At 74.6% G+C, this 23,013-nt stretch carries 26 protein-coding genes; 5 read left to right on the plus strand and 21 right to left on the minus strand.

The features are described from left to right. Positions 1–194: alcohol dehydrogenase catalytic domain-containing protein (locus tag ACI78Z_RS18645; protein ID WP_457038032.1), on the minus strand; the 194-nt coding region annotated here is incomplete at its 3' end. A gap of 218 nt (positions 195–412) precedes the next feature. On the opposite strand from ACI78Z_RS18645, the gene ACI78Z_RS18650 reads away from it, so the two are divergent. Next, a complete protein-coding gene (locus tag ACI78Z_RS18650; protein ID WP_457038033.1) occupies positions 413–1,831 on the plus strand; it encodes an OFA family MFS transporter in 1,419 nt (472 codons plus the stop codon). After that, positions 1,828–1,971 carry an MFS transporter small subunit gene (locus ACI78Z_RS18655; protein ID WP_457038034.1) on the plus strand — a complete coding sequence of 48 codons (144 nt, stop codon included), beginning with the start codon at positions 1,828–1,830 and terminating at the stop codon, positions 1,969–1,971. Before ACI78Z_RS18650 ends, ACI78Z_RS18655 begins: the two co-directional genes overlap by 4 nt. A 143-nt stretch (positions 1,972–2,114) precedes the next feature. Here ACI78Z_RS18655 and ACI78Z_RS18660 read toward each other — a convergent pair whose 3' ends face one another. From ACI78Z_RS18660 to purB, 8 genes are all read right to left on the minus strand, one after another. Continuing rightward, a complete protein-coding gene (locus tag ACI78Z_RS18660; RefSeq protein WP_457038035.1) occupies positions 2,115–2,495 on the minus strand; it encodes a sterol carrier family protein in 381 nt (126 codons plus the stop codon). Continuing rightward, positions 2,495–4,828, minus strand: coding sequence for a phosphoribosylformylglycinamidine synthase subunit PurL (gene purL / locus ACI78Z_RS18665; RefSeq protein WP_457038036.1), 2,334 nt, complete (start codon positions 4,826–4,828; stop codon positions 2,495–2,497). The genes ACI78Z_RS18660 and purL overlap by 1 nt, the downstream gene beginning before the upstream one ends. Next, entirely contained in the window at positions 4,825–5,496 is a 672-nt protein-coding gene (gene purQ / locus ACI78Z_RS18670; RefSeq protein ID WP_457038037.1) for a phosphoribosylformylglycinamidine synthase subunit PurQ, read from the minus strand. The genes purL and purQ overlap by 4 nt, the downstream gene beginning before the upstream one ends. Before the next feature lie 14 nt (positions 5,497–5,510). Then, positions 5,511–5,750: a phosphoribosylformylglycinamidine synthase subunit PurS gene (gene purS / locus ACI78Z_RS18675; RefSeq protein ID WP_457038038.1), complete on the minus strand. Its 240-nt coding sequence runs from the start codon at positions 5,748–5,750 to the stop codon at positions 5,511–5,513. Between the two features lie 141 nt (positions 5,751–5,891). After that, positions 5,892–6,662 carry a DUF559 domain-containing protein gene (locus ACI78Z_RS18680; RefSeq protein WP_457038039.1) on the minus strand — a complete coding sequence of 257 codons (771 nt, stop codon included), beginning with the start codon at positions 6,660–6,662 and terminating at the stop codon, positions 5,892–5,894. A 229-nt stretch (positions 6,663–6,891) separates the two neighbouring features. Then, complete coding sequence (locus ACI78Z_RS18685) at positions 6,892–7,653, minus strand: alpha/beta fold hydrolase (protein WP_457038040.1); 762 nt, start codon at positions 7,651–7,653, stop codon at positions 6,892–6,894. A 7-nt stretch (positions 7,654–7,660) separates the two neighbouring features. Further along, complete coding sequence (locus ACI78Z_RS18690) at positions 7,661–8,524, minus strand: phosphoribosylaminoimidazolesuccinocarboxamide synthase (RefSeq protein ID WP_457038041.1); 864 nt, start codon at positions 8,522–8,524, stop codon at positions 7,661–7,663. A 52-nt stretch (positions 8,525–8,576) separates the two neighbouring features. Continuing rightward, positions 8,577–9,884 carry an adenylosuccinate lyase gene (gene purB, locus ACI78Z_RS18695; protein WP_457038042.1) on the minus strand — a complete coding sequence of 436 codons (1,308 nt, stop codon included), beginning with the start codon at positions 9,882–9,884 and terminating at the stop codon, positions 8,577–8,579. Between the two features lie 96 nt (positions 9,885–9,980). Between purB and ACI78Z_RS18700 the strand changes: the two genes are divergently transcribed. Beyond that, positions 9,981–11,408 carry an AI-2E family transporter gene (locus tag ACI78Z_RS18700; RefSeq protein ID WP_457038043.1) on the plus strand — a complete coding sequence of 476 codons (1,428 nt, stop codon included), beginning with the start codon at positions 9,981–9,983 and terminating at the stop codon, positions 11,406–11,408. On the opposite strand, the gene purD is transcribed toward ACI78Z_RS18700, so the two are convergent. Together purD and rsgA are read right to left on the minus strand one after the other, a co-directional pair. Beyond that, entirely contained in the window at positions 11,386–12,663 is a 1,278-nt protein-coding gene (gene purD / locus ACI78Z_RS18705) for a phosphoribosylamine--glycine ligase (RefSeq protein WP_457038044.1), read from the minus strand. The genes ACI78Z_RS18700 and purD overlap by 23 nt on opposite strands. A gap of 127 nt (positions 12,664–12,790) precedes the next feature. Then, a complete protein-coding gene (gene rsgA, locus ACI78Z_RS18710; RefSeq protein WP_457038045.1) occupies positions 12,791–13,828 on the minus strand; it encodes a ribosome small subunit-dependent GTPase A in 1,038 nt (345 codons plus the stop codon). 104 nt (positions 13,829–13,932) lie between these two features. On the opposite strand from rsgA, the gene ACI78Z_RS18715 reads away from it, so the two are divergent. After that, complete coding sequence (locus ACI78Z_RS18715; RefSeq protein ID WP_457038046.1) at positions 13,933–14,961, plus strand: glycerophosphodiester phosphodiesterase family protein; 1,029 nt, start codon at positions 13,933–13,935, stop codon at positions 14,959–14,961. Between the two features lie 54 nt (positions 14,962–15,015). Here ACI78Z_RS18715 and ACI78Z_RS18720 read toward each other — a convergent pair whose 3' ends face one another. After that, the gene (locus tag ACI78Z_RS18720; protein WP_457038047.1) at positions 15,016–16,305 is read right to left on the minus strand and encodes an adenylosuccinate synthase; all 1,290 of its coding nucleotides are present in this window, start codon (positions 16,303–16,305) and stop codon (positions 15,016–15,018) included. A 66-nt stretch (positions 16,306–16,371) separates the two neighbouring features. On the opposite strand from ACI78Z_RS18720, the gene ACI78Z_RS18725 reads away from it, so the two are divergent. Beyond that, positions 16,372–16,989 (plus strand): hypothetical protein, encoded by a 618-nt coding sequence (locus tag ACI78Z_RS18725; protein WP_457038048.1) that lies wholly within the window; start codon positions 16,372–16,374, stop codon positions 16,987–16,989. Between the two features lie 13 nt (positions 16,990–17,002). On the opposite strand, the gene ACI78Z_RS18730 is transcribed toward ACI78Z_RS18725, so the two are convergent. The 9 genes from ACI78Z_RS18730 to ACI78Z_RS18770 form a co-directional block, all read right to left on the minus strand. After that, positions 17,003–17,146, minus strand: a complete 144-nt coding sequence (locus ACI78Z_RS18730) for a GPGG-motif small membrane protein (RefSeq protein ID WP_012950741.1) — start codon at positions 17,144–17,146, stop codon at positions 17,003–17,005. Between the two features lie 90 nt (positions 17,147–17,236). Continuing rightward, positions 17,237–17,839 (minus strand): hypothetical protein, encoded by a 603-nt coding sequence (locus tag ACI78Z_RS18735; RefSeq protein WP_457038049.1) that lies wholly within the window; start codon positions 17,837–17,839, stop codon positions 17,237–17,239. A 94-nt stretch (positions 17,840–17,933) separates the two neighbouring features. After that, the gene (locus ACI78Z_RS18740; RefSeq protein WP_457038050.1) at positions 17,934–18,356 is read right to left on the minus strand and encodes a DUF3151 domain-containing protein; all 423 of its coding nucleotides are present in this window, start codon (positions 18,354–18,356) and stop codon (positions 17,934–17,936) included. Then, positions 18,356–19,390 (minus strand): class II fructose-bisphosphate aldolase, encoded by a 1,035-nt coding sequence (gene fbaA / locus ACI78Z_RS18745; protein ID WP_457038051.1) that lies wholly within the window; start codon positions 19,388–19,390, stop codon positions 18,356–18,358. The genes ACI78Z_RS18740 and fbaA overlap by 1 nt, the downstream gene beginning before the upstream one ends. A gap of 76 nt (positions 19,391–19,466) precedes the next feature. Continuing rightward, positions 19,467–20,078 carry a pentapeptide repeat-containing protein gene (locus ACI78Z_RS18750; protein ID WP_457038052.1) on the minus strand — a complete coding sequence of 204 codons (612 nt, stop codon included), beginning with the start codon at positions 20,076–20,078 and terminating at the stop codon, positions 19,467–19,469. Next, entirely contained in the window at positions 20,075–21,427 is a 1,353-nt protein-coding gene (locus ACI78Z_RS18755; RefSeq protein ID WP_457038053.1) for an FAD-dependent oxidoreductase, read from the minus strand. The genes ACI78Z_RS18750 and ACI78Z_RS18755 overlap by 4 nt, the downstream gene beginning before the upstream one ends. Further along, a complete protein-coding gene (locus ACI78Z_RS18760) occupies positions 21,424–21,573 on the minus strand; it encodes a hypothetical protein (protein ID WP_457038054.1) in 150 nt (49 codons plus the stop codon). Before ACI78Z_RS18760 ends, ACI78Z_RS18755 begins: the two co-directional genes overlap by 4 nt. A gap of 68 nt (positions 21,574–21,641) precedes the next feature. Continuing rightward, complete coding sequence (pyrE, locus tag ACI78Z_RS18765) at positions 21,642–22,226, minus strand: orotate phosphoribosyltransferase (protein WP_457038055.1); 585 nt, start codon at positions 22,224–22,226, stop codon at positions 21,642–21,644. Between the two features lie 36 nt (positions 22,227–22,262). After that, a complete protein-coding gene (locus ACI78Z_RS18770; RefSeq protein ID WP_457038056.1) occupies positions 22,263–22,922 on the minus strand; it encodes a fasciclin domain-containing protein in 660 nt (219 codons plus the stop codon). Positions 22,923–23,013 lie beyond the last annotated feature (91 nt).

A 23,013-nucleotide genomic window follows, 5' to 3' on the forward strand; every position in this document is an offset into this window, starting at 1 on the left:
GCCTCGTGGCCGAGCAGGAACGGGTACTGGTCGGTGATGTTGCCCTCGCGGTAGTGCAGGTCGGTGGCGCACACCCCGCAGGCCTGGACGTCGACCACCGCCTCCCCCGGGCCGGGGTCGGGGACGATCACCGTCTCCACCGTGACCGGGGCACCCTTGCTGCGGGCGACGACGCCCTTCACCTCGTAGGCCATGACGGCAGCCTAGGCCGGGCAGGTCAGCGGCCTGGACGTCCGGTGCATACCATCCGGTTGCCCACTTCACAACGATCTGGTTTCGACTTGTGAGGACTCGGCTCCCGCGTTTCGCGGTACGTACAGGTCAGACGTAGCGTTCCCGCGGGTCCGTGACGTCTGGCACAGGCCCTTTCCGGCGGGGAATCCCCCGACCGATGTCTTCCGGAGGTCCGTCCGTGGCAGTACCGAGTTTCCTGGCCCGAGAACGCATCGTGGCCCGTCCCGGCTTCAACCGCTGGTTGATCCCGCCCGCGGCGCTCGCCGTGCACCTGTGCATCGGCCAGGCGTACGCGACGAGCGTCTACAAGGCCGCCCTCGTCTCGCACTTCGAGACGACCCTGACCGCGATCGGCATCATCTTCTCGATCGCGATCGTGATGCTCGGCCTCTCCGCGGCCCTCTTCGGCACCTGGGTCGACCGCAACGGCCCGCGGGCGGCGATGTTCACCTCCGCCGTCTTCTGGGTGACCGGCTTCCTCGTCGGCGGCCTGGGCATCGAGACCGGCCAACTGTGGCTGGTCTACCTCGGCTACGGCGTCATCGGCGGCATCGGGCTGGGCATCGGCTACATCTCGCCGGTCTCCACGCTGATCAAGTGGTTCCCCGACCGGCCCGGCCTGGCCACCGGCATGGCGATCATGGGTTTCGGTGGCGGCGCGCTGGTCGCCTCCCCGCTGTCCCGGCAGTTGATGAGCTGGTACGACCCCACCTACGACCCGGCCGTCGCCGGGACCACGCCCAACGGCGAGGCCGTCGCGGCGCTGTTCTTCACCCTCGCCGCGCTCTACCTGGTCTTCATGATGTTCGGCGCCTTCATCGTGCGGGTGCCGGCCGACGACTGGAAGCCGGCCGGCTTCGACCCGGCCTCGGTCAAGAAGAAGGCGATGGTCACCACCGAGAGCGTCTCGGCGAACAACGCCATCAAGACCCCGCAGTTCTGGCTGCTGTGGACGGTGCTCTTCTGCAACGTCACCGCGGGCATCGGCATCCTCGAGCAGGCCGCGCCGATGATCCAGGACTTCTTCCGCAACGGGGAGACCTCCACCGTCGCCGCCGCCACGGCCGCGGGCTTCGTCGGCCTGCTGTCGCTGTTCAACATGGGCGGCCGGTTCGTGTGGTCCTCGACCTCGGACTTCATCGGCCGCAAGCCGATCTACATGGTCTACCTGGGCGTCGGCATCGTCCTGTACGTCATCCTGGCCCTGTTCGGCAGCACCGCGACCTGGGTCTTCCTGCTGACCGCCGCCATCATCATCAGCTTCTACGGCGGTGGCTTCGCCACGGTCCCGGCCTACCTGCGCGACCTCTTCGGCACCTACCAGGTGGGCGCCATCCACGGCCGGCTGCTGACCGCCTGGGCGGCCGCCGGTGTGGCCGGGCCGCTGATCGTCAACGGGGTCCTGGACACCCAGGGCACCCCCGGTCAGCTGGTCGCGGCGAACTACCGCCCGGCGCTGTTCATCATGGTCGGCCTCCTGGCGGTCGGCTTCGTCGCCAACCTGCTGATCAAGCCGGTCTCGGAGAAGTACTGGGAGCCGAAGGCCACCACCCCCGCCACCGCTCGCGCCAACCCGGAACGGAGCGCCGTCCGATGAGCCACCCCGCCACCGACAACCGGCAGCCCACGCACACCCCGGCGGCGCTGATCGCCTTCGCCTGGACCCTGGTGGGCGTCCCGCTCGCCTACGGGCTCTACAACACGGTCAAGGCCGCCAGCGCCCTCTTCGGCGGCTGAGCCCCGCACCACCGCACAGCGCCCCCGTCCGGATCTCCGGGCGGGGGCGCTGTGCGTTCCAGGAGCCCCGAGGAGGGGCTGGGTGAGCTCGGTCCAGCAGGACACGGCTCCTGGCCGCGGTGTCGACCGGTAGGCCGACGATGTCACCGCAGAGGTGCCAACGGGAGGTGTCCGGACAGGTCGGCGCGGCTGCCGCTCGCGCTGACCCGGCCCTCCGCCACCGCGTCGGCCCAGGTGAGCTCCCCCGTCGCCAGCCGCAGCCAGGTGGCGGCGTCGGTCTCCACGACGTTGGGCGGCGTCCCGCGGGTGTGCCGGGGCCCGGGCACCAGCTGGACGGCGACGTGCGGCGGCACCCGCAGCTCGACCGACCGGCCGGGCACCTGCTGGGCCAGCCAGCGCGCCGTCGTCTTCACCGCCGCACCCAGCACCGACCGCGGGGGCTGCTCGGCCTCCCCCGCCAGCCAGGCCCGCACCGGGTCGACGGCGGAGCGCAGTTCCGCGGCCGGGATCGGCTGCGCCGGCATCAGCTGGTCGGGACGGTCCCCGCCGGGACGCTGCCCACGGTCGCCTCCGGGGTGCCGAACAGCGCCGGCAAGGTCGCGCTCCAGACGGCCCGCAGCTCGGCGAGCGGCAGCTCCGCGACACCGTCGACGGCGAGCACGTCGCCGCCCGTCGTCCCCAGCTCGGTGACCGCGACCCCGGCCCACTCGGCGGTGGCGCGCACCGCCTCCGGGTCGGTCGTGGTGACGACGACGCGCGCGGCCGACTCGCTGAACAGCGCGGTGAACGGGTCCTCACCCAGAGCCAGCCGGGCGCCGGTGCCGTACCGCAGCGCGGACTCGGCCAGGGCCTGTGCCAGACCGCCGTCGGCCAGGTCGTGCGCGGAGGCGACCAGGCCCTCGCGGCCGAGCGCGGCCAGCAGCTCGCCCAGCGACCGCTCGGCCTCGAGGTCCACCGCCGGCGGGCGGCCGCCGAGGTGACCGTGCACGACCGACGCCCACGCCGAGCCGCCGAACTCGGGCCGGGTGACGCCGAGCAGCAGCACGGTCTCCCCCGCCGTCCGCCAGCCGGTGGACACCCGGGTGCGGACGTCCTCGTGCACGCCGAGGACCCCGATGACCGGCGTCGGGTTGATCGCGACGTCGCCGGTCTGGTTGTAGAGGCTCACGTTGCCGCCGGTGACCGGCAGCCCCAGGTCGCGGCAGGCGTCGGCCAGACCGCGGACGGCCTCGGCGAACTGCCACATGACCTCGGGCTCCTCCGGGGAGCCGAAGTTCAGGCAGTTGGTGACCGCCAGCGGGCGGGCGCCGCTCACCGCCACGTTGCGGTAGGCCTCGGCGAGGTTGAGCTGCGCCCCGGTGTACGGGTCCAGCCGGGCGTAGCGGCCGTTGCCGTCGAGGGCCAGCGCGATGCCGCGGGAGGTCTCCTCGTCGATGCGGACCACGCCCGCGTCGTCCGGCTGCGCGAGCACGGTGTTGCCGCGCACGTAGCGGTCGTACTGCTCGGTGACCCACGTCTTGTCCGCGCCGTCGGGGCTCGCGACGACGGCGAGCCAGTGCGCCTGCAGCTCCTCGGGGGTCGACGGGCGCGGCAGCCGGGCCGGGTCGTCGGCCTGCAGGCCGTCGAGGTCGGCCGGGCGTTGCATCGGCCGGTCGTAGACCGGGCCCTCGTGCGCGACGGTCCGCGGCGGGACGTCGACGATGCGCTCGCCGTGCCAGTCGACGGTCAGCCGGTCGCCGTCGGTGACCTCACCGATGACGGTGGCGAGCACGTCCCACCTGCGGCAGACGGCGAGGAAGGCGTCGACCTTGCCCGGCTCGACGATCGCGCACATGCGCTCCTGCGACTCGCTCATCAGGATCTCGGCGGGCGTCAGGGTGCTGTCGCGCAGCGGGACGGTGTCCAGGTCGATGTGCATGCCGCCGGTGCCGGCGCTGGCGAGCTCGGACGTCGCGCAGGACAGGCCGGCGCCGCCGAGGTCCTGGATGCCGGTGACCAGGTCCGCCGCGAAGATCTCCAGGCAGGCCTCGATGAGCAGCTTCTCGGTGAACGGGTCGCCGACCTGCACGCTGGGCCGCTTGGCCGGGCCCTCGGCGTCGAAGGTCTCGCTGGCCAGCACGCTCACGCCGCCGATGCCGTCGCCGCCGGTGCGGGCGCCGAACAGGATGACCTTGTTGCCGACGCCCTCGGCCTTGGCCAGCCGGACGTCCTCGTGCCTCATGACGCCGACGCAGAGGGCGTTGACCAGCGGGTTGCCGGCGTAGCAGTCGTCGAAGAGCACCTCGCCGCCGATGTTGGGCAGGCCGAGGCAGTTGCCGTAGCCGCCGACGCCGGCGACGACGCCGGGCAGCACGCGGGCGGTGTCCGGGGCGTCGGCGCGACCGAAGCGCAGCGAGTCCATGACCGCGATCGGCCGGGCGCCCATGGTGAGGATGTCGCGGACGATGCCGCCGACGCCAGTGGCCGCGCCCTGGTAGGGCTCCACGTAGCTGGGGTGGTTGTGGCTCTCGACCTTGAACGTGACCGCGTAGCCGTCGCCGACGTCCACCACGCCGGCGTTCTCCCCGATGCCCACCAGCAGCGCCTCGCTGCGGGGCAGGTCGCCGAAGCGGCGCAGGTGCACCTTCGACGACTTGTACGAGCAGTGCTCGCTCCACATGACGCTGTACATGGCCAGCTCGGCGGTGGTGGGCCGGCGGCCGAGGATGGTGGTGATGCGCGCGTACTCGTCGGACTTCAGGCCGAGCTCGCTGTAGGGCTGCTCGACGTCCGGCGTCCGCGCGGCGAGCTCGACGGTGTCGAGCTGGTGGTGCAGCGGGCCGGGCCCGGTGTCGAGGTCGCTGAGTCCCTGCGTCATGCGCTGACGACCGCCTTCAGGACGCTGGTGAAGAACCCGAGGCCGTCGGTGCCCGGGCCGGTGAGGTCCTCGACGGCGTGCTCCGGGTGCGGCATGAGGCCGACGACGCGGCCGTCCGCGCTGGTCACCCCGGCGATGTCGCGCATCGAGCCGTTGGGGTTGCCCTCCACGTAGCGGACCGCGACCCGCCCCTCGCCCTCGATCCGGTCGAGGTCGGCCGGCGCGGCCACGTAGCGGCCCTCGCCGTTCTTCACCGGGACGACGATCCGCTGTCCGGCCTCGTAGTCCTGCGTCCACGCAGTGTCGGCGCGCTCGATGCGCAGCGCCTGGTCGCGGTTGCGGAAGTGCAGGTGGCCGTTGCGGGTGAGCGCACCGGGCAGCAGCCCGGCTTCGCAGAGCACCTGGAAGCCGTTGCAGATCCCGAGGACGGGCATGCCGCTGCGCGCCCGGTCGACGACGTCCTGCATCATCGGCGCCCGCGCGGCGATGGCGCCGGCCCGCAGGTAGTCGCCGTAGGAGAAGCCGCCGGGGAGGACGACGGCGTCGACGTCCTTCAGGTCGTGGTCGGCGTGCCAGAGCGCGACGGGCTCGGCCCCGGCCAGCCGCACCGCACGTGCGGCGTCGACGTCGTCCAGGGAGCCCGGGAAGGTGATGACACCGATGCGCACGGAGGGTGTTCTCCTCAGTCGGTCGGGAGGTGGAGCTCGACGTCCTCGATGACCGGGTTGGCCAGCAGCGTCTCGGCGATCTGCGTGAGCTCGGCCTCGTCGGGCGTGCCGTCGACCTCGAGGACGAAGTGCTTGCCCTGGCGCACGCTGCGGACGCTGTCGTGGCCCAGCCGGCCCAGCGCTCCCAGCACCGCCTGCCCCTGGGGGTCGGAGATCTCCGGCTTCAGCACGACGTCGACGACCACCCGAGGCACGCCGTCGAGGGTACCGGGGTGGCGTGGCCCACTCCCCGCCGCGCCGGTGCCCCCCGCTCTCGGGTCCGCGCCGCCGTTCATCCCCGCGAGATCTGCACAGTGGTCGCCATCGGCGCCGTGAAGGGCTCCACTGTGCAGATCTCACCGAGCCAGGGCCCGGCGGATCTCCGCGACGACCTCCTGCGGACGGCCGAGGACGTCCGCGGACGTGAACCGCAGCACCGTCCACCCCGCGGCGATCAACCTGTTCTGGCGGCGGAGGTCACCGACGAAGACGTCGCGCTCCCGGTGGACGTCTCCGTCGAACTCGACGATGACCCGGTGGCCCGGCCAGGCGAGGTCCGCCCGCCCGAGGAAGCCGCCGGCGGCATCCCGGACGACGTACTGGAGGTCGGGGGTGGGGAGGCCGGCCTCGTGGAGGATCCAGCGCAGCACGGACTCCATCGGCGATCCGGCACGCGGGTCGGCCACGGGCAGCACGGCTCGCGCCCGCGCCGAGCCCCGGCCGGTGGACCGGCGGATGAGCTGCGTCCCGAGGTCCGGACGGCCACACCAGCGGGCCAGCAGTTGATCGGTGACGGCCAGGAGCGCAGCGGGCTCCAGCACTGCGGCCAGGTCACGCCATGTGCGCTCCGGAGTGGTCACGGGAACGCCGTCCCGGGTGGTCACGTCGTCGTCGATCAGAGGCGTGCGGTGGACGACCCGGTCACGGCGGTCGCGGACGGACGACCCCGTGGCGACGGTCAGGTGGATGCGCGGATCCTCCCGTTGCAGCGGGATCGCCACACCCCACAGACCGGCAGCGCTCGTGTGGCTGATCACCGCCCGCTCCGGCGCGGTGAGCAGGACGGCCTCCACCCTGGCGTCGAAGACCCCTGCCACGGCACGTGGCACGTAGGTGTCACGGGACATGCGAACGACGTCCCGGTGGCGCAGCTGAGAGCTCGAGATGCCTGCTGCCCGCGCACTCGCCCGAGTCGCGGGTCCGGTCAGACGGGTTCGGGTACGGCGAGCGGGCACCGGGGCACCCTGGCCGATGACCCGTCTTCCTCGCTCGCACCGTCCACAGCCCACCCGCGAGATCTGCACAGTGGTGCCCCTCGCGGCCCTGATGCCCGCCAGTGTGCAGATCTCGCGGCGCTCAGGTCGACGTGGACAGCAGGGACCACACCGCGTCGGGAGCCTCCCAGTGGGCGTTGTGGCCAGCGCCCTCGAGCAGCACCGCACCGGGGTCCAGCCGCCGCATCGCCTCCAGGCCCACCATCGGGTCGGCCGCCCCCGCCGCCAGCCGCAATGGCGCGACCGCCCGGGACAGCACCTCCTCGACGGCCGGCCCGACGGCGCCGAACGCCCGGGGGTCCAGGGCTGGTGCGAACCCGCCGTCCACCTCGCGGACGCCCGCGGCGGCCACCTCGGAGGACGGGTCCACGAGCCCGGTCAGCCCGGCGAGCCGCAGGTGCCGCTCGGCGGCCTCCGCGGCGGTGGCGAACACCTGCGGTGCGCGCCCGGCCAGCGACCGGGCGCGGGCCACCTCGTCGTCCGTCCAGTCGATCTTCACGCCGAGCGCGACGACCCGCGCCACCTCCACGCCGTACCAGCCGCCGGCGAGCACCGCGCCGACGACACCGCCGAACGAGTGGCCCAGCACCGTCACGCGGGCCGCGCCGGTCGACGCCACCAGCGAGGCGGTGTCGGCGGCGTGCACCGCGTAGCCGTAGGGCGGCTCGGCGAGCGACCGGCCGTGCCCGCGCAGGTCCGGGACCGCCCACGGGCCCGGCCACGAGTCCTCGACCAGCGGCAGCAGCCGGTCCCACACGGCGCCGGTCGCACCCAGGCCGTGCAGCAGCAGGAGCAGGTGCTCCCCCGAACCGCCGCAGCGGTACGCGACGCCCGCGCGGGTCACCGGCACGTCAGCGGAAGGCCGTGCCGGTCAGCCGCTCGTAGGCGGTCACGTAGCGCTCGCGGGTCGCCTCGACCACCTCGGCGGGCAGCTCCGGCGGCGGCGAGACGCGGTCCCAGCCGGACGACGTCAGCCAGTCGCGGACGTACTGCTTGTCGAACGACGGCTGGGCCGCCCCCGGCGACCACAGCGTGGCCGGCCAGAAGCGCGAGGAGTCCGGCGTGAGCACCTCGTCCCCCAGCACCAGTCCGCCGTCCGGACCGAGCCCGAACTCGAACTTCGTGTCGGCCAGCACGATCCCGGCGTCGAGGGCGATCTCGGCCCCGCGCCGGTACAGCACCAGGGTCAACTCGCGCAGCTCCTCCGCGCGGGCCTGCCCCACGGCCGCGACGACCGCGGCGAAGTCGATCGCCTCGTCGTGCTCGCCCTGCTCGGCCTTGGTGGACGGCGTGAACACCGGCTCGGGCAGCCGCGAGCCCTCGACCAGACCGGCCGGGAGCGGGACGTCGCGGATGGACCCGGTCCGCTGGTACTCGACCGTGCCGGAGCCCGACAGGTAGCCGCGGGCCACGCACTCCACCGGCAGCATCTCCAGCCGGCGCACCAGCATCGCCCGCCCGGCCACCTCCGCGGGCACCTCCGTGGCCGACAGCAGGTGGTGGGTCGCCCCGAACTGCGCGAGCGCCGGCGCCAGCTGGTCGAACCACCACACCGACAGCTGGGTGAGCACCCGCCCCTTGTCGGGGATCGGCGTGGGCAGCACGTGGTCGTAGGCGGAGATCCGGTCCGAGGCCACCAGCAGGAGCCGGTCGGACCCGGCGTCGTAGACCTCGCGGACCTTGCCCCGCGCGACCAGCGGGAGAGCGAGGCTCACGACGTCACCGGTCCGCTGCCGCCCGGCGGAGCCGGCACGACGACAGAGCCGCTCACGACAGCGCCGCGAGCCGGTCGAACAGCGGACCCAGGTCGGCCACGTACCGCTCCGGCCGGCAGATCTCGTCCAGCCGCGCCTCGTCCAGCTTCACGCCGGATGCCCCGGCGCGCTCCCGCAGCGTCGACCGGAACGGCGTCCCGCTGTTCCAGGTCTCCATCGCGGCGGACTGCACCAGCGCGTAGGCGTCCTCCCGCGAGGCCCCGCCCTCGACGAGCTCCAGCAGCACCGACGAGGTGTAGATCAGCCCGCCGGTCGACTCGAGGTTGGCCCGCATCCGGTCGGCGTCCACCACCAGGTTCTCCACCAGGCCGGTGGTCAGGTGCAGCAGGTAGTCGGTGGTGATCGCGGCGTCGGGCAGGAACACCCGCTCGGTGGAGGAGTGCGAGATGTCGCGCTCGTGCCAGAGCGGGATGCCCTCCATCACCGGGACGACGGCGGCGCGCACCACGCGGGCCAGCCCGGCGATGCGCTCGGAGCGGATCGGGTTCTTCTTGTGCGGCATCGCGCTCGACCCCTTCTGGCCCGAGCCGAACGCCTCCGACAGCTCCCGCACCTCGGTGCGCTGGCCGTGCCGCACCTCGAGCGCCACCGTCTCGCAGACGGTCGCGATGATGGCCAGCGCGGCGACCCACTCGCTGACCGAGTCGCGCAGCACCACCTGCGTGGAGGCGTCGGCGGGCCGCAGGTCCAGCGCCTCGGCGACGGCGACCTCCACCGAGGGGTCGATCAGCGAGTACGTGCCGACCGCCCCCGAGATGGCGACGACGCCGACGCGCTCGCGCGCGGCCCGCAGCCGGTCCCGCGACCGGGCGGCGGCGAAGGCGATGTCGGCGACCCGGTGGCCCCACACGTCGGGTTCGGCGTGCACGCCGTGGGTGCGGCCGACCTTGATCGTGTCCCGGTGGGCCAGCGCGTGGTCGCGGAGGACGGCGACCAGCCGGTCGAGCCGGGCCAGGAGCAGGTCGGTGGCCTCGGTGAGCTGGACGGCGAGCGCGGTGTCCAGCAGGTCCGACGACGTCATGCCGTGGTGCACGTACGCGGCGGCCGACCGGGGCTCGGTGTTGTCGGCCCACGCGGTGAGGAAGGCGATGACGTCGTGCTGCGTGGTCTCCTCGATCTCGGCGACCCGCTCCGGCGTGGGCGGGGCCGCGTCCCGCACGGGTTGCACCACCTCGGCGGGCACCCGCCCGGCCGCGGCGTGCGCCTCGAGGACGAGGGTCTCGACCCGGCACCACAGCTCGTACTTGTGCTGGTCGCTCCAGACCCGCCCCATCTCGGGCAGGGTGTACCGCTCGATCACGTGTCCGCCCGCCCATCGGTTCGTCGCACCACGTGCCCCAGTCTCCCGCAGGCAGGATGCTGTCGACGACGGCCCCTCGAGCTCCCGGAGGAACCGATGCTGCGACGGGGCGCCCACCTCCTGACGCGGGCCCGCGACCGGATCCGTACGGCCCGCGAGCACGACCCGCACGCCTGGTGGCACGGTCCCCACCTCGACGAGGACGGGCACCCCGAGGACGGGCACCCCGACGATGGGCAGTACGACGACCACCTGGACGACGACGCGGCCGACCAGCCGCCCCTGGGCAGCCCCGAGCCGGGTGCGCCCGACCTCGACGGCCCGCTCGGGCCCGGTGGCGTCAGCGGGCCGCCGGCCGGGGGACAGCGGCGCCGGGGACCGGCCGACCGCCGTCGCGCCGCGCGGGGACCCGGCGCCCCCGAGGACGACGTGCCGCGGGGCCTGCAGGTGGCCGCGGCCTGGTCGTGGCGGCTCATCGTCGTCCTCGCCGGGCTCTACCTGCTGCTCCGGGCCGCCGCCTACGTGGCCGTGGTCGTCGTCCCGGTCATGGTCGCGCTGCTGCTCGCCGCGCTGCTGCAGCCGGGCGCCGCCGTGCTGGTCCGGCGCGGCTGGCCGCGGGCCCTCGCCGCCCTCACGATGCTCGTCGTCGGGCTCGGCACCGTGTCGGGGATCGTCACGCTGGTCGTCCAGCAGGTCACCACCGGCTTCGGCGACCTGGCCGACCAGGTCGGTCAGGGCGTGGAGCAGGTGCGCGACCTCGTCGTGCGCACGTTCCCCGTCACCCGGCGGCAGCTGGAGGACGCGGTCGAGCAGCTGCAGCAGACGCTGGTCGCCAACGAGGACGTGCTGGCCTCGGGCGCGCTCACGACCGCCGTGACGGTCGGCGAGGTCGCCACCGGCGTCCTGCTCGCGCTGTTCACCCTGTTCTTCTTCCTCAAGGACGGTCGCTCGATCTGGTTGTGGCTGGTCGGCCTCTCCCCGCGGGACTCCCGGGCGTACCTCGACGAGGCCGCCCGCCGCTCGTGGCGCACGCTCATCTCCTACGTGCGCGCCACCGCCGCCGTGGCCATGGTCGACGCCGTCGGCATCGGCATCGGGCTGGCGGTGCTCGGCGTCCCCCTGGTCATCCCGCTGGCCGCACTCGTCTTCCTGGGCGCGTTCATCCCGATCATCGGGTCGTTCCTGGCCGGTACCGTGGCCGTGCTCGTCGCGCTCGTCTCCCAGGGCCCGGTCACCGCCCTGATCGCGCTGGCCATCGTGATCGCGGTCATGCAGCTGGAGGGGCACGTCCTGCAGCCGCTGCTGCTGGGGCGGGCCGTGCGCGTGCACCCGCTCGCCGTGGTCCTGGCGATCGCCGCGGGGCTGCTGGTCGCCGGCATCTTCGGTGCGCTGATCGCCGTCCCCACGGTGGCCTGCGCCAACGTCGCCGGCACCTACCTGTCGCGGCGGTACGACGGGCCGCGCCCGCCCGAGCCCCGTCCGGAGCGGGCGCGGCCGGTCGTCAGAGCCCAGCCGGCAGGGTGATCCGCCCCTCGACCGCGGCCAGCGCGATGTCGGTGCGCCAGTGCGCGTCGGCCAGCCGGACGGCGGCGACCCGCTCGTAGGCGCGCTGCCGGGCCGCGGCGAGGTCGTCCCCCACGGCCGTCACCGCCAGCACCCGCCCGCCGGAGGACCGGACCGTCCCCTCGGCGTCGACCGTGGTGCCGGCGTGCAGCACACCCTCGGCGTCGGCGCCGGTGACCGGGTCGCCGGTCCGCGGCCGCTCGGGGTAGCCGGGGGCGGCCACGACGACGGTCACCGCGGCCCCGGGCCGCCAGCGCAGCGGCGGGTGGTCGGCCAGCGTGCCGGTGGCCGCGGCGTGCAGCAGCCCGGCCAGCGGCGTCTCCAGCAGGGGGAGCACGACCTGGGTCTCGGGGTCGCCGAAGCGGGCGTTGAACTCGACCACCCGCAGCCCGCGGGAGGTCAGCGCCAGCCCGGCGTACAGCAGCCCGGAGAACGGCTCGCCGCGGCGGCGCATCTCGTCGACCGTCGGCTGGAGCACGGTGCCCAGCACCTCGTCGACCAGGCCGGGCGGGGCCCACGGCAGCGGCGCGTAGGCGCCCATCCCGCCGGTGTTGGGCCCGGCGTCGCCGTCGTCGCGCCGCTTGGCGTCCTGGGCGGGCAGCAGCGGCAGCACCGTCGTCCCGTCGGTGACGGCGAACAGCGAGACCTCCGGGCCGTCGAGGTACTCCTCCACCAGCACGGCACCGCCGGCGTCGAGCACGCCGCGCCCGTGGGCCACGGCGGCGTCCCGGTCGGTCGTGACGACGACGCCCTTGCCGGCGGCGAGACCGTCGTCCTTCACCACGTACGGCGGACCCGCCTCGTCGAGCGCGGTCTCCAGCTCGGCGGGCCCGCCCACCGGCCAGGACCGGGCGGTCGGCACGCCGGCGGCGGCCATCACGTGCTTGGCGAAGGACTTGCTGCCCTCGATCTGCGCGGCCTGCTCCGACGGGCCGAAGCAGGCGATGCCGGCGTCGCGGACCGCGTCGGCGGCGCCGGCCACCAGCGGCACCTCGGGGCCGATGACCACCAGGTCGGCCCGCCAGGACGTCGCGAGCGCGGCGACGGCGACCGGGTCCGCGGCGTCGAGCGACTTCCCGCCCACCCCAGGCTCGGCGACCGCCCGGGTGCCGGCGTTGCCCGGCGCGCAGGCCAGCGCGGTCACCGCGGGGTCGGAGGACAGAGCGACGCACAGGGCGTGCTCCCGGGCACCGGAGCCGATCACGAGCACGCGCACGGACCGCGACCCTACCGCCGCGCGACTCGCTGGAACGGCCGCCCTCCGGGGTCCCGCGCCGAGCCCCGATCGGCCCCCCTGCGGGGGCCCGCCGCGAGCCTGCGAGTGGTGGGGGCAGGGGGGTCCTTCACGGGGGGAAGGGGGTCCTTCCACGGTTCGGCTGGGACCGGTACGCGCGGTGGAGCGCCCGGACGCGGGCGTGCTCGGCGGCCCGGGCGCGGGCGTCGGAGCGCAGCGCCTGGCGGTGCGCCTCGGCCTGCAGCTTGCGCCAGGCGGTGTAGCGGGCGGGGTCCAGCCGGCCGTCGTCGATCGCCGCGGCCACCGCGCAGCCGGGCTCGGTGCGGTGCGCGCAGTCCCGGAACCGGCACGCGGCAGCCAGCTCGGTGACGTCGGCGTACGCGGTGTCGACGCCCGCGTCGTCGACCAGGGCCAGCTCACGCATCCCCGGGGTGTCGACGAGCAGGCCGCCGCCCGGCAGCAGGTGCAGCTCGCGGGCCGTGGTGGTGTGCCGGCCCCGGCCGTCGGCCTGGCGGATCTCCCGGGTGGCCGCCACCGGCGTCCCGGCCAGCGCGTTGGCCAGGCTGGACTTCCCGACGCCGGACGGGCCGACCATGGCCGCCGTCCGCCCCGGGCCCAGCAGCGCCCGGACGGCGTCGAGCCCCTCCCCGGTCACCGAGCTGACGGCCAGGACGTCGACGCCGACGGCGTCCTCGGCCACGGCGGCCAGCGCCGCGGGGACGTCGTCGCACAGGTCGGCCTTGGTCAGGACGACGACCGGCGTGGCCCCGCTGCCCCAGGCGACCGCGAGGTAGCGCTCGACCCGGCGCAGCCGCGGCGCCGTGGTGAGCGCGTCGACGACGAGCACCAGGTCGAGGTTGGCCGCGACCACCTGCTCGGCCGACGTCCGCCCGGCGACGACGCGGGTGAACGCCGTCCGGCGGGGCAGCACGGCCACGGCCAGCTCCCCCCGCAGGGCCACCCAGTCGCCCACCGCGGGGCCGGTGCCGTCGAGCAGCGCCGCAGCGGGGTGCGTGCGCAGCTCGCCGTCGGCGGTGAGCACGGTCAGCCGGCCACGGTCGACCCGGGCCACCCGGCCGGGCACGCACCCGGCCGGCACGTCGGCGTCCCGCTCCGCCGTCCAGCCGAGGAGTGAGAGATCGGTCACGTCGGCATGGTCCCGCGCAGGTCAGCGCGGTGTCCTCCGAATTGTGTGCGACCGGTCGGCGCGCGTTCGCCGTCCCGACACCTTGCTCAGGTGTTGTGGAGGACATGCGCGCGATCGCGTCGCCGGCCACGGTCCCGGCGACCCGCCCTGCCCGTCCCGTCATCGTCGGTCACCGTGGCGCTCCGGCGTACCGGCCCGAGCACACCGCCGCCAGCTTCGACCTGGCCATCGACCTGGGTGCCGACCTCATCGAGCCCGACATCGTCGTCAGCCGCGACGGCGCGCTCGTCGTCCGGCACGAGAACGAGCTGTCGCACTCCACCGACGTCGCCGACCGGCCCGAGTTCGCCGGCCGGCGCACCACCCGCGTCGTCGACGGCCGCGAGCGCACCGGCTGGTTCACCGAGGACTTCACCCTCGCCGAGCTGCGCACGCTGCGCGCGGTCGAGCGGATGCCGGCGCTGCGCCCGCTGAACACCACCTACGACGGCCGGGCCGGGATCCTCACCCTGGCCGAGGTCGTGGCGATCGCCCGCCGCCGCTCCACCGCCGACCGGCAGGTCCGCGTGCTGGCCGAGCTGAAGAAGCCCAGCTGGTTCGACCACGAGGCCGGCGTCCCGATGACCGAGCTCGTCGCCGCCGAGCTGCGCCGCCTCGGCGCCGCCGGCCCGGACGGCACCGTCGTCGTGCAGTCCTTCGACGCCGCCGCGCTGCGGGAGCTGCGGGCCGACCTCGGGCACCGCGGGCCGACGATGCTGCAGCTCGTGGACGACGCCGGCACGGACGACCACCTGGTCACCCCGGCCGGCCTGCGCGAGGTCAGCACCTACGCGCAGGGCATCGCGCCGAGCCGGCACCGCATCCTGGTGCGCGACGCGGAGCAGGCCCTGACCGGCGTCTCGGACCTCATCGCCCAGGCCCACCGCGCCGGGCTGGTCGTCGTCCCGTGGACGCTGCGCCCGGAGAACGCCTTCCTGCCCCGCCACCTGCGCCGCGGCGAGGCGGTGAGCGGTACGGGCGACATGCAGACCGAGGCGCGGCTGCTGCTCGCGCTCGGCGTCGACGGGCTCATCACGGACGCCCCCGAGATCGCCGTCGCCGCCCGTCGGGAGTTGCTGGTCACCGCCGCCTGACGGCCCCCTGCAGGGTCCCGCCGCGAGCTCGCCGGTGGCGGGGGCCGGGGGTCCTCACTCGAGCAGGTCGTGGAGGACGACGTTCTCGTCGCGGCCGGGACCGACGCCGATCACGCTGATCCGCGCGCCCGACAGCTCCTCCAGGCGCTGCACGTAGGCCTGCGCGGTCTTCGGCAGCTCCTCGAAGGTGCGGCAGTTCCGGATGTCCTCGGACCAGCCCGGCATCTCCTCGTAGACCGGCGTGGCGTGGTGGAAGTCGGTCTGCGTCATCGGCATCTCGTCGTGCCGCACCCCGTCGACGTCGTAGGCCACGCAGATCGGCACCGTCTCCAGGCCCGACAGCACGTCGAGCTTGGTGAGGAAGTAGTCGGTGATGCCGTTGACCCGGCTGGCGTAGCGGGCCACGACGGCGTCGAACCAGCCGCAGCGACGGTCGCGGCCGGTGGTCACGCCCACCTCGCCGCCCTTCGTGCGCAGGTACTCGCCCCACTGGTCGTGCAGCTCGGTCGGGAAGGGGCCGGACCCGACGCGGGTCGTGTAGGCCTTGAGGATGCCGACCACCCGGTCGATGCGGGTCGGGCCGATGCCGGAGCCCGCCGCCGCGCCGCCGGCGGTCGGGGAGGACGACGTGACGAACGGGTACGTGCCGTGGTCGACGTCGAGCAGCGTGCCCTGGGAGCCCTCCAGCAGCACCCACTCGCCGGCGTCGAGGGCGTTGGCCAGCAGCAGCCGGGTGTCGGCGATGCGGTGCTTGATCTGCTCGGCGTAGCCGGCGTACTCCTCCACGACCTCGTCGACGTCGATGGCCTTGCGGTTGTAGACCTTGACCAGGACCTGGTTCTTCTCCTGCAGCGTGCCCTCGAGCTTCTGCCGGAGGATCGACAGGTCGAGCAGGTCCTGCACCCGGATCCCGGTGCGGGCCACCTTGTCGCCGTAGGCCGGGCCGATCCCGCGCCCGGTGGTGCCGATCCGGCGCTTGCCGAGGAACCGCTCGGTGACCCGGTCCAGCGCCCGGTGGTGCGGCATGATCAGGTGCGCGTCGGCCGAGATGACCAGCCGCGAGGTGTCCACCCCGCGCTCCTCGAGACCGGCGAGCTCGCCGATGAGCACCTCGGGGTCGATGACGACGCCGTTGCCGATGACCGGCGTGCACCCCGGCGTGAGGATCCCCGACGGGATCAGGTGCAGCGCGTACCGCTCGCCGTCCGGCGTGATCACCGTGTGCCCTGCGTTGTTGCCGCCCTGGTACCGGACGACGTACGGCACGCGCCCCCCGAGCAGGTCGGTGGCCTTGCCCTTGCCCTCGTCGCCCCACTGGGCACCGATCAGCACGACTGCCGGCATCTCGCTGTAGTCCCCCTCGGACTCGTCACCGGCGGTCGACCGGCTGGCAGGTGGCAGGGTATCGGCATGCCCCTCGCCGAGTTCGACCTGCGCGGTCTCGCCCCGGGATCCGCGCCGGCGCGCGAGGAGGTCGCACCGGCCGCCGAGGCCGACGCGCTGCTGGTGAGGGGCCCGGTCCCGGCGCTCGCCGGGGTGTTGACCACGCTGTGGAAGGCCGGGCGGACGGCCGAGGTCCCCGTGTCGTGGGACCCCGCGGACGACGGCGACTCGACCGCCCTGGCCCGCGCGCTGGGCATCGGCACCGGGGCCGAGCGCGCGCTGGGCCTCGTGCGCGACGACCACGGCGGCGTCCTGCTGCACCACGGCCGCCTCGAGGCCGCCGGGGACGACCGGCGCCGTCCGCTGGCGCGGCGGCTGGGCGCGCAGGCGCACCACGACGCGGTCAAGGTCGCCGACGGTCAGGTGACCCGGTTCGACGTCCGGCCCGACTGGCGGGCCGTGGACACCCTCGACGTGACCGTGATGACGCTGCCGCTGCGCCCCGGCCGCCGCACCAGCGGACGGGCGGTGCAGATCGCCTGCGACCCGGCCCGGGTGATCCGGGACGGCGTCCCCTATCCGCGGCCGGTCAACCGCTGGACGTGGTACGCCGACGACCGGGTGCGCTGGCGACTGCAGCCCTGATCGGCCGTGGCGATCAGGTGAAGACGCTGACCCCGCCCGGGCCCACGAGCAGGCCCACGACGATCAGCACGATCCCCCACAGCAACTGCCTGCGGACGATCGCCACGATGCCGGCGACGACGAGTACGACGGCGAGGATCCAGAGAAGCGTGGCCATGCGGCACCTCCGGGACGGGCGTCCGGACCGGACGCTGGGTACGGAGAGTAAACGATCTCCAGCCGTTCCCGCCTGTTCTGCGTCGTCCCCTCACGGACGGTCACGTCCGGCCGCCGGTCGACCCGGTCGCTCGTGCAGGTCGACGTGCCAGTCGACCTGCACCCGCCGGCCCACGTGCCCGCACGGCCGGACCAGGTCGAAGCGGGTGAGGACGGCGCCGGCGTCGGCCCAGAGCAGCGCCAGGTGCCCCGGAGCGGCCCGCGGCGCGTCCGGGCCGACGGCGAGCTGCAGCTGGCGGCTCGGGTCCTGGCGGTAGAAGGCGCGCAGGCCGTCGGTGGCCGCGGCGGGCAGCTCGCCGTCGTCCGAGCGCCAGACCCGCAGCACGTCGCTGGGGGTGCGCAGGATCAGCCCGCTCATCGGCAGGCCCAGGTTGTCGGTGCCGGCGTCGAGGAACTTTAGCTGGCGGGCCTGCAGCGGGTCGGACAGCTCGTCGGGGCCGGCACCCCACGGCCGCAGCCGCTCCATCGCCTCGCGGCGGACCAGCTGGTGGTCCAGGTGCCGGTCGGCGGTGGGGTTCCAGCCGTGCCGCTCGTGGATGGCCGCGCTGACCGCGACGCCGGCCGACAGCGCCTCGTGGACGGCGAGCAGCAGCGGCCGCAGCCGGCGGGTGACGGCAGCGGGGGAGTGGTCCACGGCAGGAGTGTGCAGGTCGGCGCCGACGGTCATGGGACGAGAGCCGGTCCAGCGGGGTCTGCCAACTCGGTGGACCCCGCTGGAGTGGCGGTCGTCAGGGGGCCAGTGTCGGGTCGCAGTCGCGCAGCAGCTGGGTGCAGCGCTCGTGCTCGTCGGTCTCCCCGATCGCCTCCGCGGCGCGCGCCAGCACGGTCACGCAGCGCAGGAAGCCGCGGTTGGGCGCGTGCGACCACGGCACCGGGCCGTGGCCCTTCCAGCCGTTGCGGCGCAGCGCGTCCAGGCCCCGGTGGTAGCCGGTGCGGGCGTAGGCGTAGGCCTCGATGACGTCGGTGAGCACCCGCTCGGGGCGGTCGATCGCCGCCTCGGCCAGCGCCGCCCACGCCGCGCTCACCGTCGGGTGGTGCGCGGCCACCTCGGCCGGCGGGTCGCCCGCGGCGAGCTCGGCGTCGGCCTCGGGGTTGCCGGGCAGCAGGGTGGCCGGCGGCTCGCCGAGGAGGTTGTGGTGCGGGTGACCCATCAGGCGCCCTGCGACTGGCCGGCCGACAGCAGGTCCTCGCACGCCTCGACGACACGCGCGGCCATGTTGGTCTCGGCGAGCTTCATGTACGTGCGCGGGTCGTAGGCCTTCTTGTTGCCGACCTCGCCGTCGACCTTCAGCACGCCGTCGTAGTTGGTGAACATGTGCCCGACGACCGGCCGGGTGAAGGCGTACTGCGTGTCGGTGTCGACGTTCATCTTCACCACGCCGTAGGAGAGGGCCTCGCGGATCTCCTCCTGCGCCGAGCCCGAGCCGCCGTGGAAGACCAGGTTGAACGGCTTGGCGCCGTCCCCGAGGCCGAACTCCCCGGAGACGACGTCCTGGCCCTCCTTGAGGATCTCCGGGCGCAGCTTGACGTTGCCGGGCTTGTAGACGCCGTGCACGTTGCCGAAGGTCGCGGCGAGCAGGTAGACGCCCTTCTCCCCGAGTCCGAGGGTCTTCGCGGTGGCCACGAAGTCGCCGGGGGCGGTGTAGAGCTTGTCGTTGATGTCGTGCGAGACGCCGTCCTCCTCGCCGCCGACGACGCCGATCTCCACCTCGAGCACGATCTTCGCGGCGGCGCACTTCTCGATGAGCTCCGCGGCGATCTGCAGGTTCTCGTCCAGGTCGATGGCCGAGCCGTCCCACATGTGCGACTGGAACAGCGGCGCCTGGCCGGCGTCCACCCGGTCCTTCGACAGGGCGATGAGCGGGCGCACGTAGGCGTCGAGCTTGTCCTTGGGGCAGTGGTCGGTGTGCAGCGCGACGTTGACCGGGTACTTCTCGGCGACGACGTGGGCGAACTCGGCCAGCGCGACGGCGCCGGTGACCATGTCCTTGACCCGGGTGCCCGAGCCGAACTCGGCGCCGCCGGTGGAGAACTGGATGATGCCGTCGCTGCCGGCGTCGGCGAAGCCGCGCAGCGCGGCGTTGACCGTCTCCGACGAGGTGCAGTTGATCGCCGGGTAGGCGAAGCCGCCATCCTTGGCCCGGCTGATCATGTCGGCGTAGACCTCGGGGGTCGCGATGGGCATGCGTGCACTCCTTGCGTCGGGGGCGGCGCTGGTCCGACGGCCAGTATCGCGCCCGGCTCCCCCGCCGCGACACCCGCTACCGGGCGGCCTCCGGTCCGACCCGCAGTCCGAGAGCGGTCAGGAGCACCACGGCCTGCCCGCCGTCGACCTGGGCGCCGGCCAGCTTGACCGCGCGCGGGTCCAGCGCGGTCAGGTCGCTGCCACGCAGGTCGGCGCCGGAGAGGTCGGCCCCGGACAGCTGCGCGCCAGAGAGGTCCAGGTCCCTCAGCGTGGCGCCGGCCGCGCGGACCTCCGTGAGGTCGGCCTCCCGCATCCGCGCGCCGGTGAGCGACCCGCGGGACAGGTCCGCGCGCCGCAGGCCGACGAAGGACCAGTCGCCGCCCTCGACGGTCACCAGGTCGAAGGTGCAGCGGTCGAAGGTGCTGCCCACCAGCTTGCAGTCGGTGAACACGGCCTGGGCGAACGAGCAACCGGTGAAGGTGCAGTTCAGGAACGCCGCGTCGGCGTGCCGGCTGAGGGTGAACCGGCAGTCGCGGAAGAAGCAGTCGGTGAAGACGGCGCCGTCGTCCGTGGTCTCGGACAGGTCGACCCGGCTGAAGGTGACCCCGGTGTGCTCCTGGCCGGAGAGGTCGTCGCCGTACCAGTCCTCGTCCCGGACGTCGGCTGCGCCCCCACCCGCAGTGCTCATCCCCGCTCCGCCCGGCCGGCCACCCGCGCGGCGACGAGCACGGGGTCGTGGACCGGGGAGAACGGCGGGGCGTAGGAGAGGTCCGAGCCGGCGAACTCCTCGGCGGTCAGCCCGGCCCAGACGGCCGTGGCCAGGACGTCGATCCGCTTGCCGGAGCCGGGCCCGCCGACGACCTGGCCGCCGAGCAGCTGCCCCGAGCCGCGGTCGCTGACCAGCTTCACCGCGATCGGCTCGGCGCCCGGGAAGTAACCGGCCCGCGTCGTCCCCTCGATGGTCTCGGTCCGGACGTCGTACCCGGCGGCCTCGGCCTGCCCGCTGCACAGCCCGGTGCGCCCGATCTCCAGGTCGCCCACCTTGGTCACCGCGGTGCCGAGGACGCCGGCGAAGCGGGCCGCCCGGCCGCCGATCACCGAGCCGGCCACGCGGCCCTGCTTGTTGGCGTGCGTGCCCAGCGCGACGTGCACCGCCTCGCCGGTCAGCCGGTGGAAGGTCTGGCTGCAGTCGCCTGCCGCGTAGACGTGGTCGTGCGAGCGGCTGCGCTGGGTGCGGTCGACCTCGACGGCCCCGGTCTCGCCGATGCGCAGGCCGGCGGCGCGGGCCAGCTCCACCTCCGGGCCCATGCCCAGCCCGAGGACGACGAGGTCGCAGGGGTAGCTGCCGGCGTCGGTGGTGACCGCCCGGACCGCGCCGTCGGGACCGGTCTCGACCGCGCGCACCGGCTGGTCGGTCTGCACGGCGATGCCCATGTCGCCGATCGCCTTGCAGGTGCGCTCGCCCATGTCGGGATCGAGCAGCGACATCGGCAGCGCGTCGGCGAGCACGATGGTGACCTCGAGGCCGCGGGCCTGCAGCGCCTCGGCCATCTCCAGGCCGATGTAGCCGCCGCCGAGGACCACGGCCCGGCGGGCGCCGGCAGCGATCGCGGCGCGGATGTCGGCGCCGTCGGCCAGCCGGTGCACCCCGTGCACGCCCGGCGCGTCCAGGCCCGGGACGTCCGGGCGCAGCGGCCGCCCACCGGTGGCGACCACGAGCCGGTCGAAGCCGAGCGTCCGGCCGGCGCTCGTGCGCACCGTGCCGGCGTCCAGGTCGAGCTCCTCGGCCCGGGTGCCGGTGCGGACCTCGATGTCCTGGGCGGCGAACTCCTGCGGCGTGCGGGCGATCAGCCGGTCCCGGCCCTCGACCAGGTCGCCCACCCAGTACGGGATGCCGCAGGCGGAGAAGGAGACGTCCGGGCCCTGCTCCAGGACGGTGATCGCGAGGTCCTCCGCCGGCCGCAGCCGCCGGGCCGCGGTGGCCGCGGACATGCCGGCGGCGTCCCCTCCGACGACGAGCAGCCGCTCTGCGCTCATGACGCCAGAGTGTCACGCCTCCGCAGCACCGTGCCGTGGTTGAGCAGGCCCGACGGGTCGAGCGCGTCCTTGATCGAACGGTGCACGTCCCGCGAGGCGATCTGCCGGGCCGCGACGACCCCGGCGGTGCTGCGCGGCAGGACCACGGCGGCCGGCGTCCCCGCCCCCCAGGCGAGAGCACGTGATCTCGACGGACAGGGGAGGGGTCCTCCCCTCACTCGAGCCCGAGGTCGGCGAGGGTGAACGCGGCGCGGTACTCCAGGCCCGCCGCCTCCACCGCCGCCCGCCCGCCGCGGTCCACGATGACGGCCACGGCCACCGGCTCGGCGCCGGCCTCGCGCAGCGCCTCGACGGCGGTCAGCGGGCTGGAGCCGGTCGTGGAGACGTCCTCGACCACGAGCACGGCGCGACCGGCGACGTCGGGCCCCTCGATCCGGCGCTGCAGGCCGTGCGCCTTGCCGGTCTTGCGGACGACGCAGGCGTCGAGGAAGCCCTCGCCGGCGGCCGCGGCGTGCAGCATCGCCGTCGCCACGGGGTCCGCGCCCAGGGTGAGCCCGCCGACGACGTCGTAGCGCAGGTCGCCGGTGAGCTGGCGCATCACCCGGCCCACCAGCGGGGCGCCCTCGTGGTGCAGCGTGAGCCGGCGCATGTCGATGTACCAGTCCGCCTCCTGCCCCGAGGACAGCGTCACGCGCCCGTGGACGACGGCGAGGTCGACGACCAGCTCGAGCAGCCGGTCACGGTCGGGCAGGGCGGCCCCCTCCCCGGGGGGCTGGGGAGGGAGGGGGTCCTTGTCCATGCCCCCGACCCTACTGACGGCGGCGCGGGCGCCCCGTCAGCCGGCGGGTGGGGTGAGCACCTGGTCCAGGACGTAGACGGTGGCGTTGAGCGTCGGCAGGTTGCCACACACCACCGTCGCGTCGGCGGCCCCGAGCAGGGTCTGGTCGGCACTGATCGTGAAGACCTCGCCCGCCCCGTCGATGGTGACCTGGCCGCCGCCGAGGGTCGTGTGCGTGCCGGCCAGCTCACCGGGCGCCAGGCGGCCGGAGATGACGTGGTGGGTGACCAGCGCGGTCAGCCGCGGGGTGTCGGCCAGCAGCGGGTCCAGCGTGCTGGCCGGGACGGCGGCGAAGGCCTCGTCGACCGGGGCCAGCACGGTGAGGTCCGGGGTGGCGTCGAGCGATCCGGCCAGAGCTGCGCCGTGCACGGTCACCATCGTGTTGGCCAGCCCCGGGACGGCGGACATCGCGGTGGCCGCGGGGGCGGCGGCGAGCGCGGCCGGACTGCCGGGGCCCTCGGGCGGGAGGTCGGCGCAGCCGGGGCCGAAGGGGCCGGTCGGCGCGGGCGGGGCGGTCTCGGCGGCGGACGTCGTCGCGGGGGCGCTGCTCGCCGCGGCGACGTCGTCCGCCGGCTCGTCGGAGCCGCAGCCGGTCAGCGGCAGCGCCAGCACGGTGGCGGCGGCGAGCAGGGCGCGGCGGGTCGGGGTGCGCGTCACGGGACGGGGGCTCCTTGGTCGGGGGCGCCGCCATCATCCCCGGCGCGAGGCGCCACACCGCGTAACGGCACGGCAGCAGCCCGGCACGCGC

Source organism: Geodermatophilus sp. SYSU D01176, from assembly GCF_054050015.1.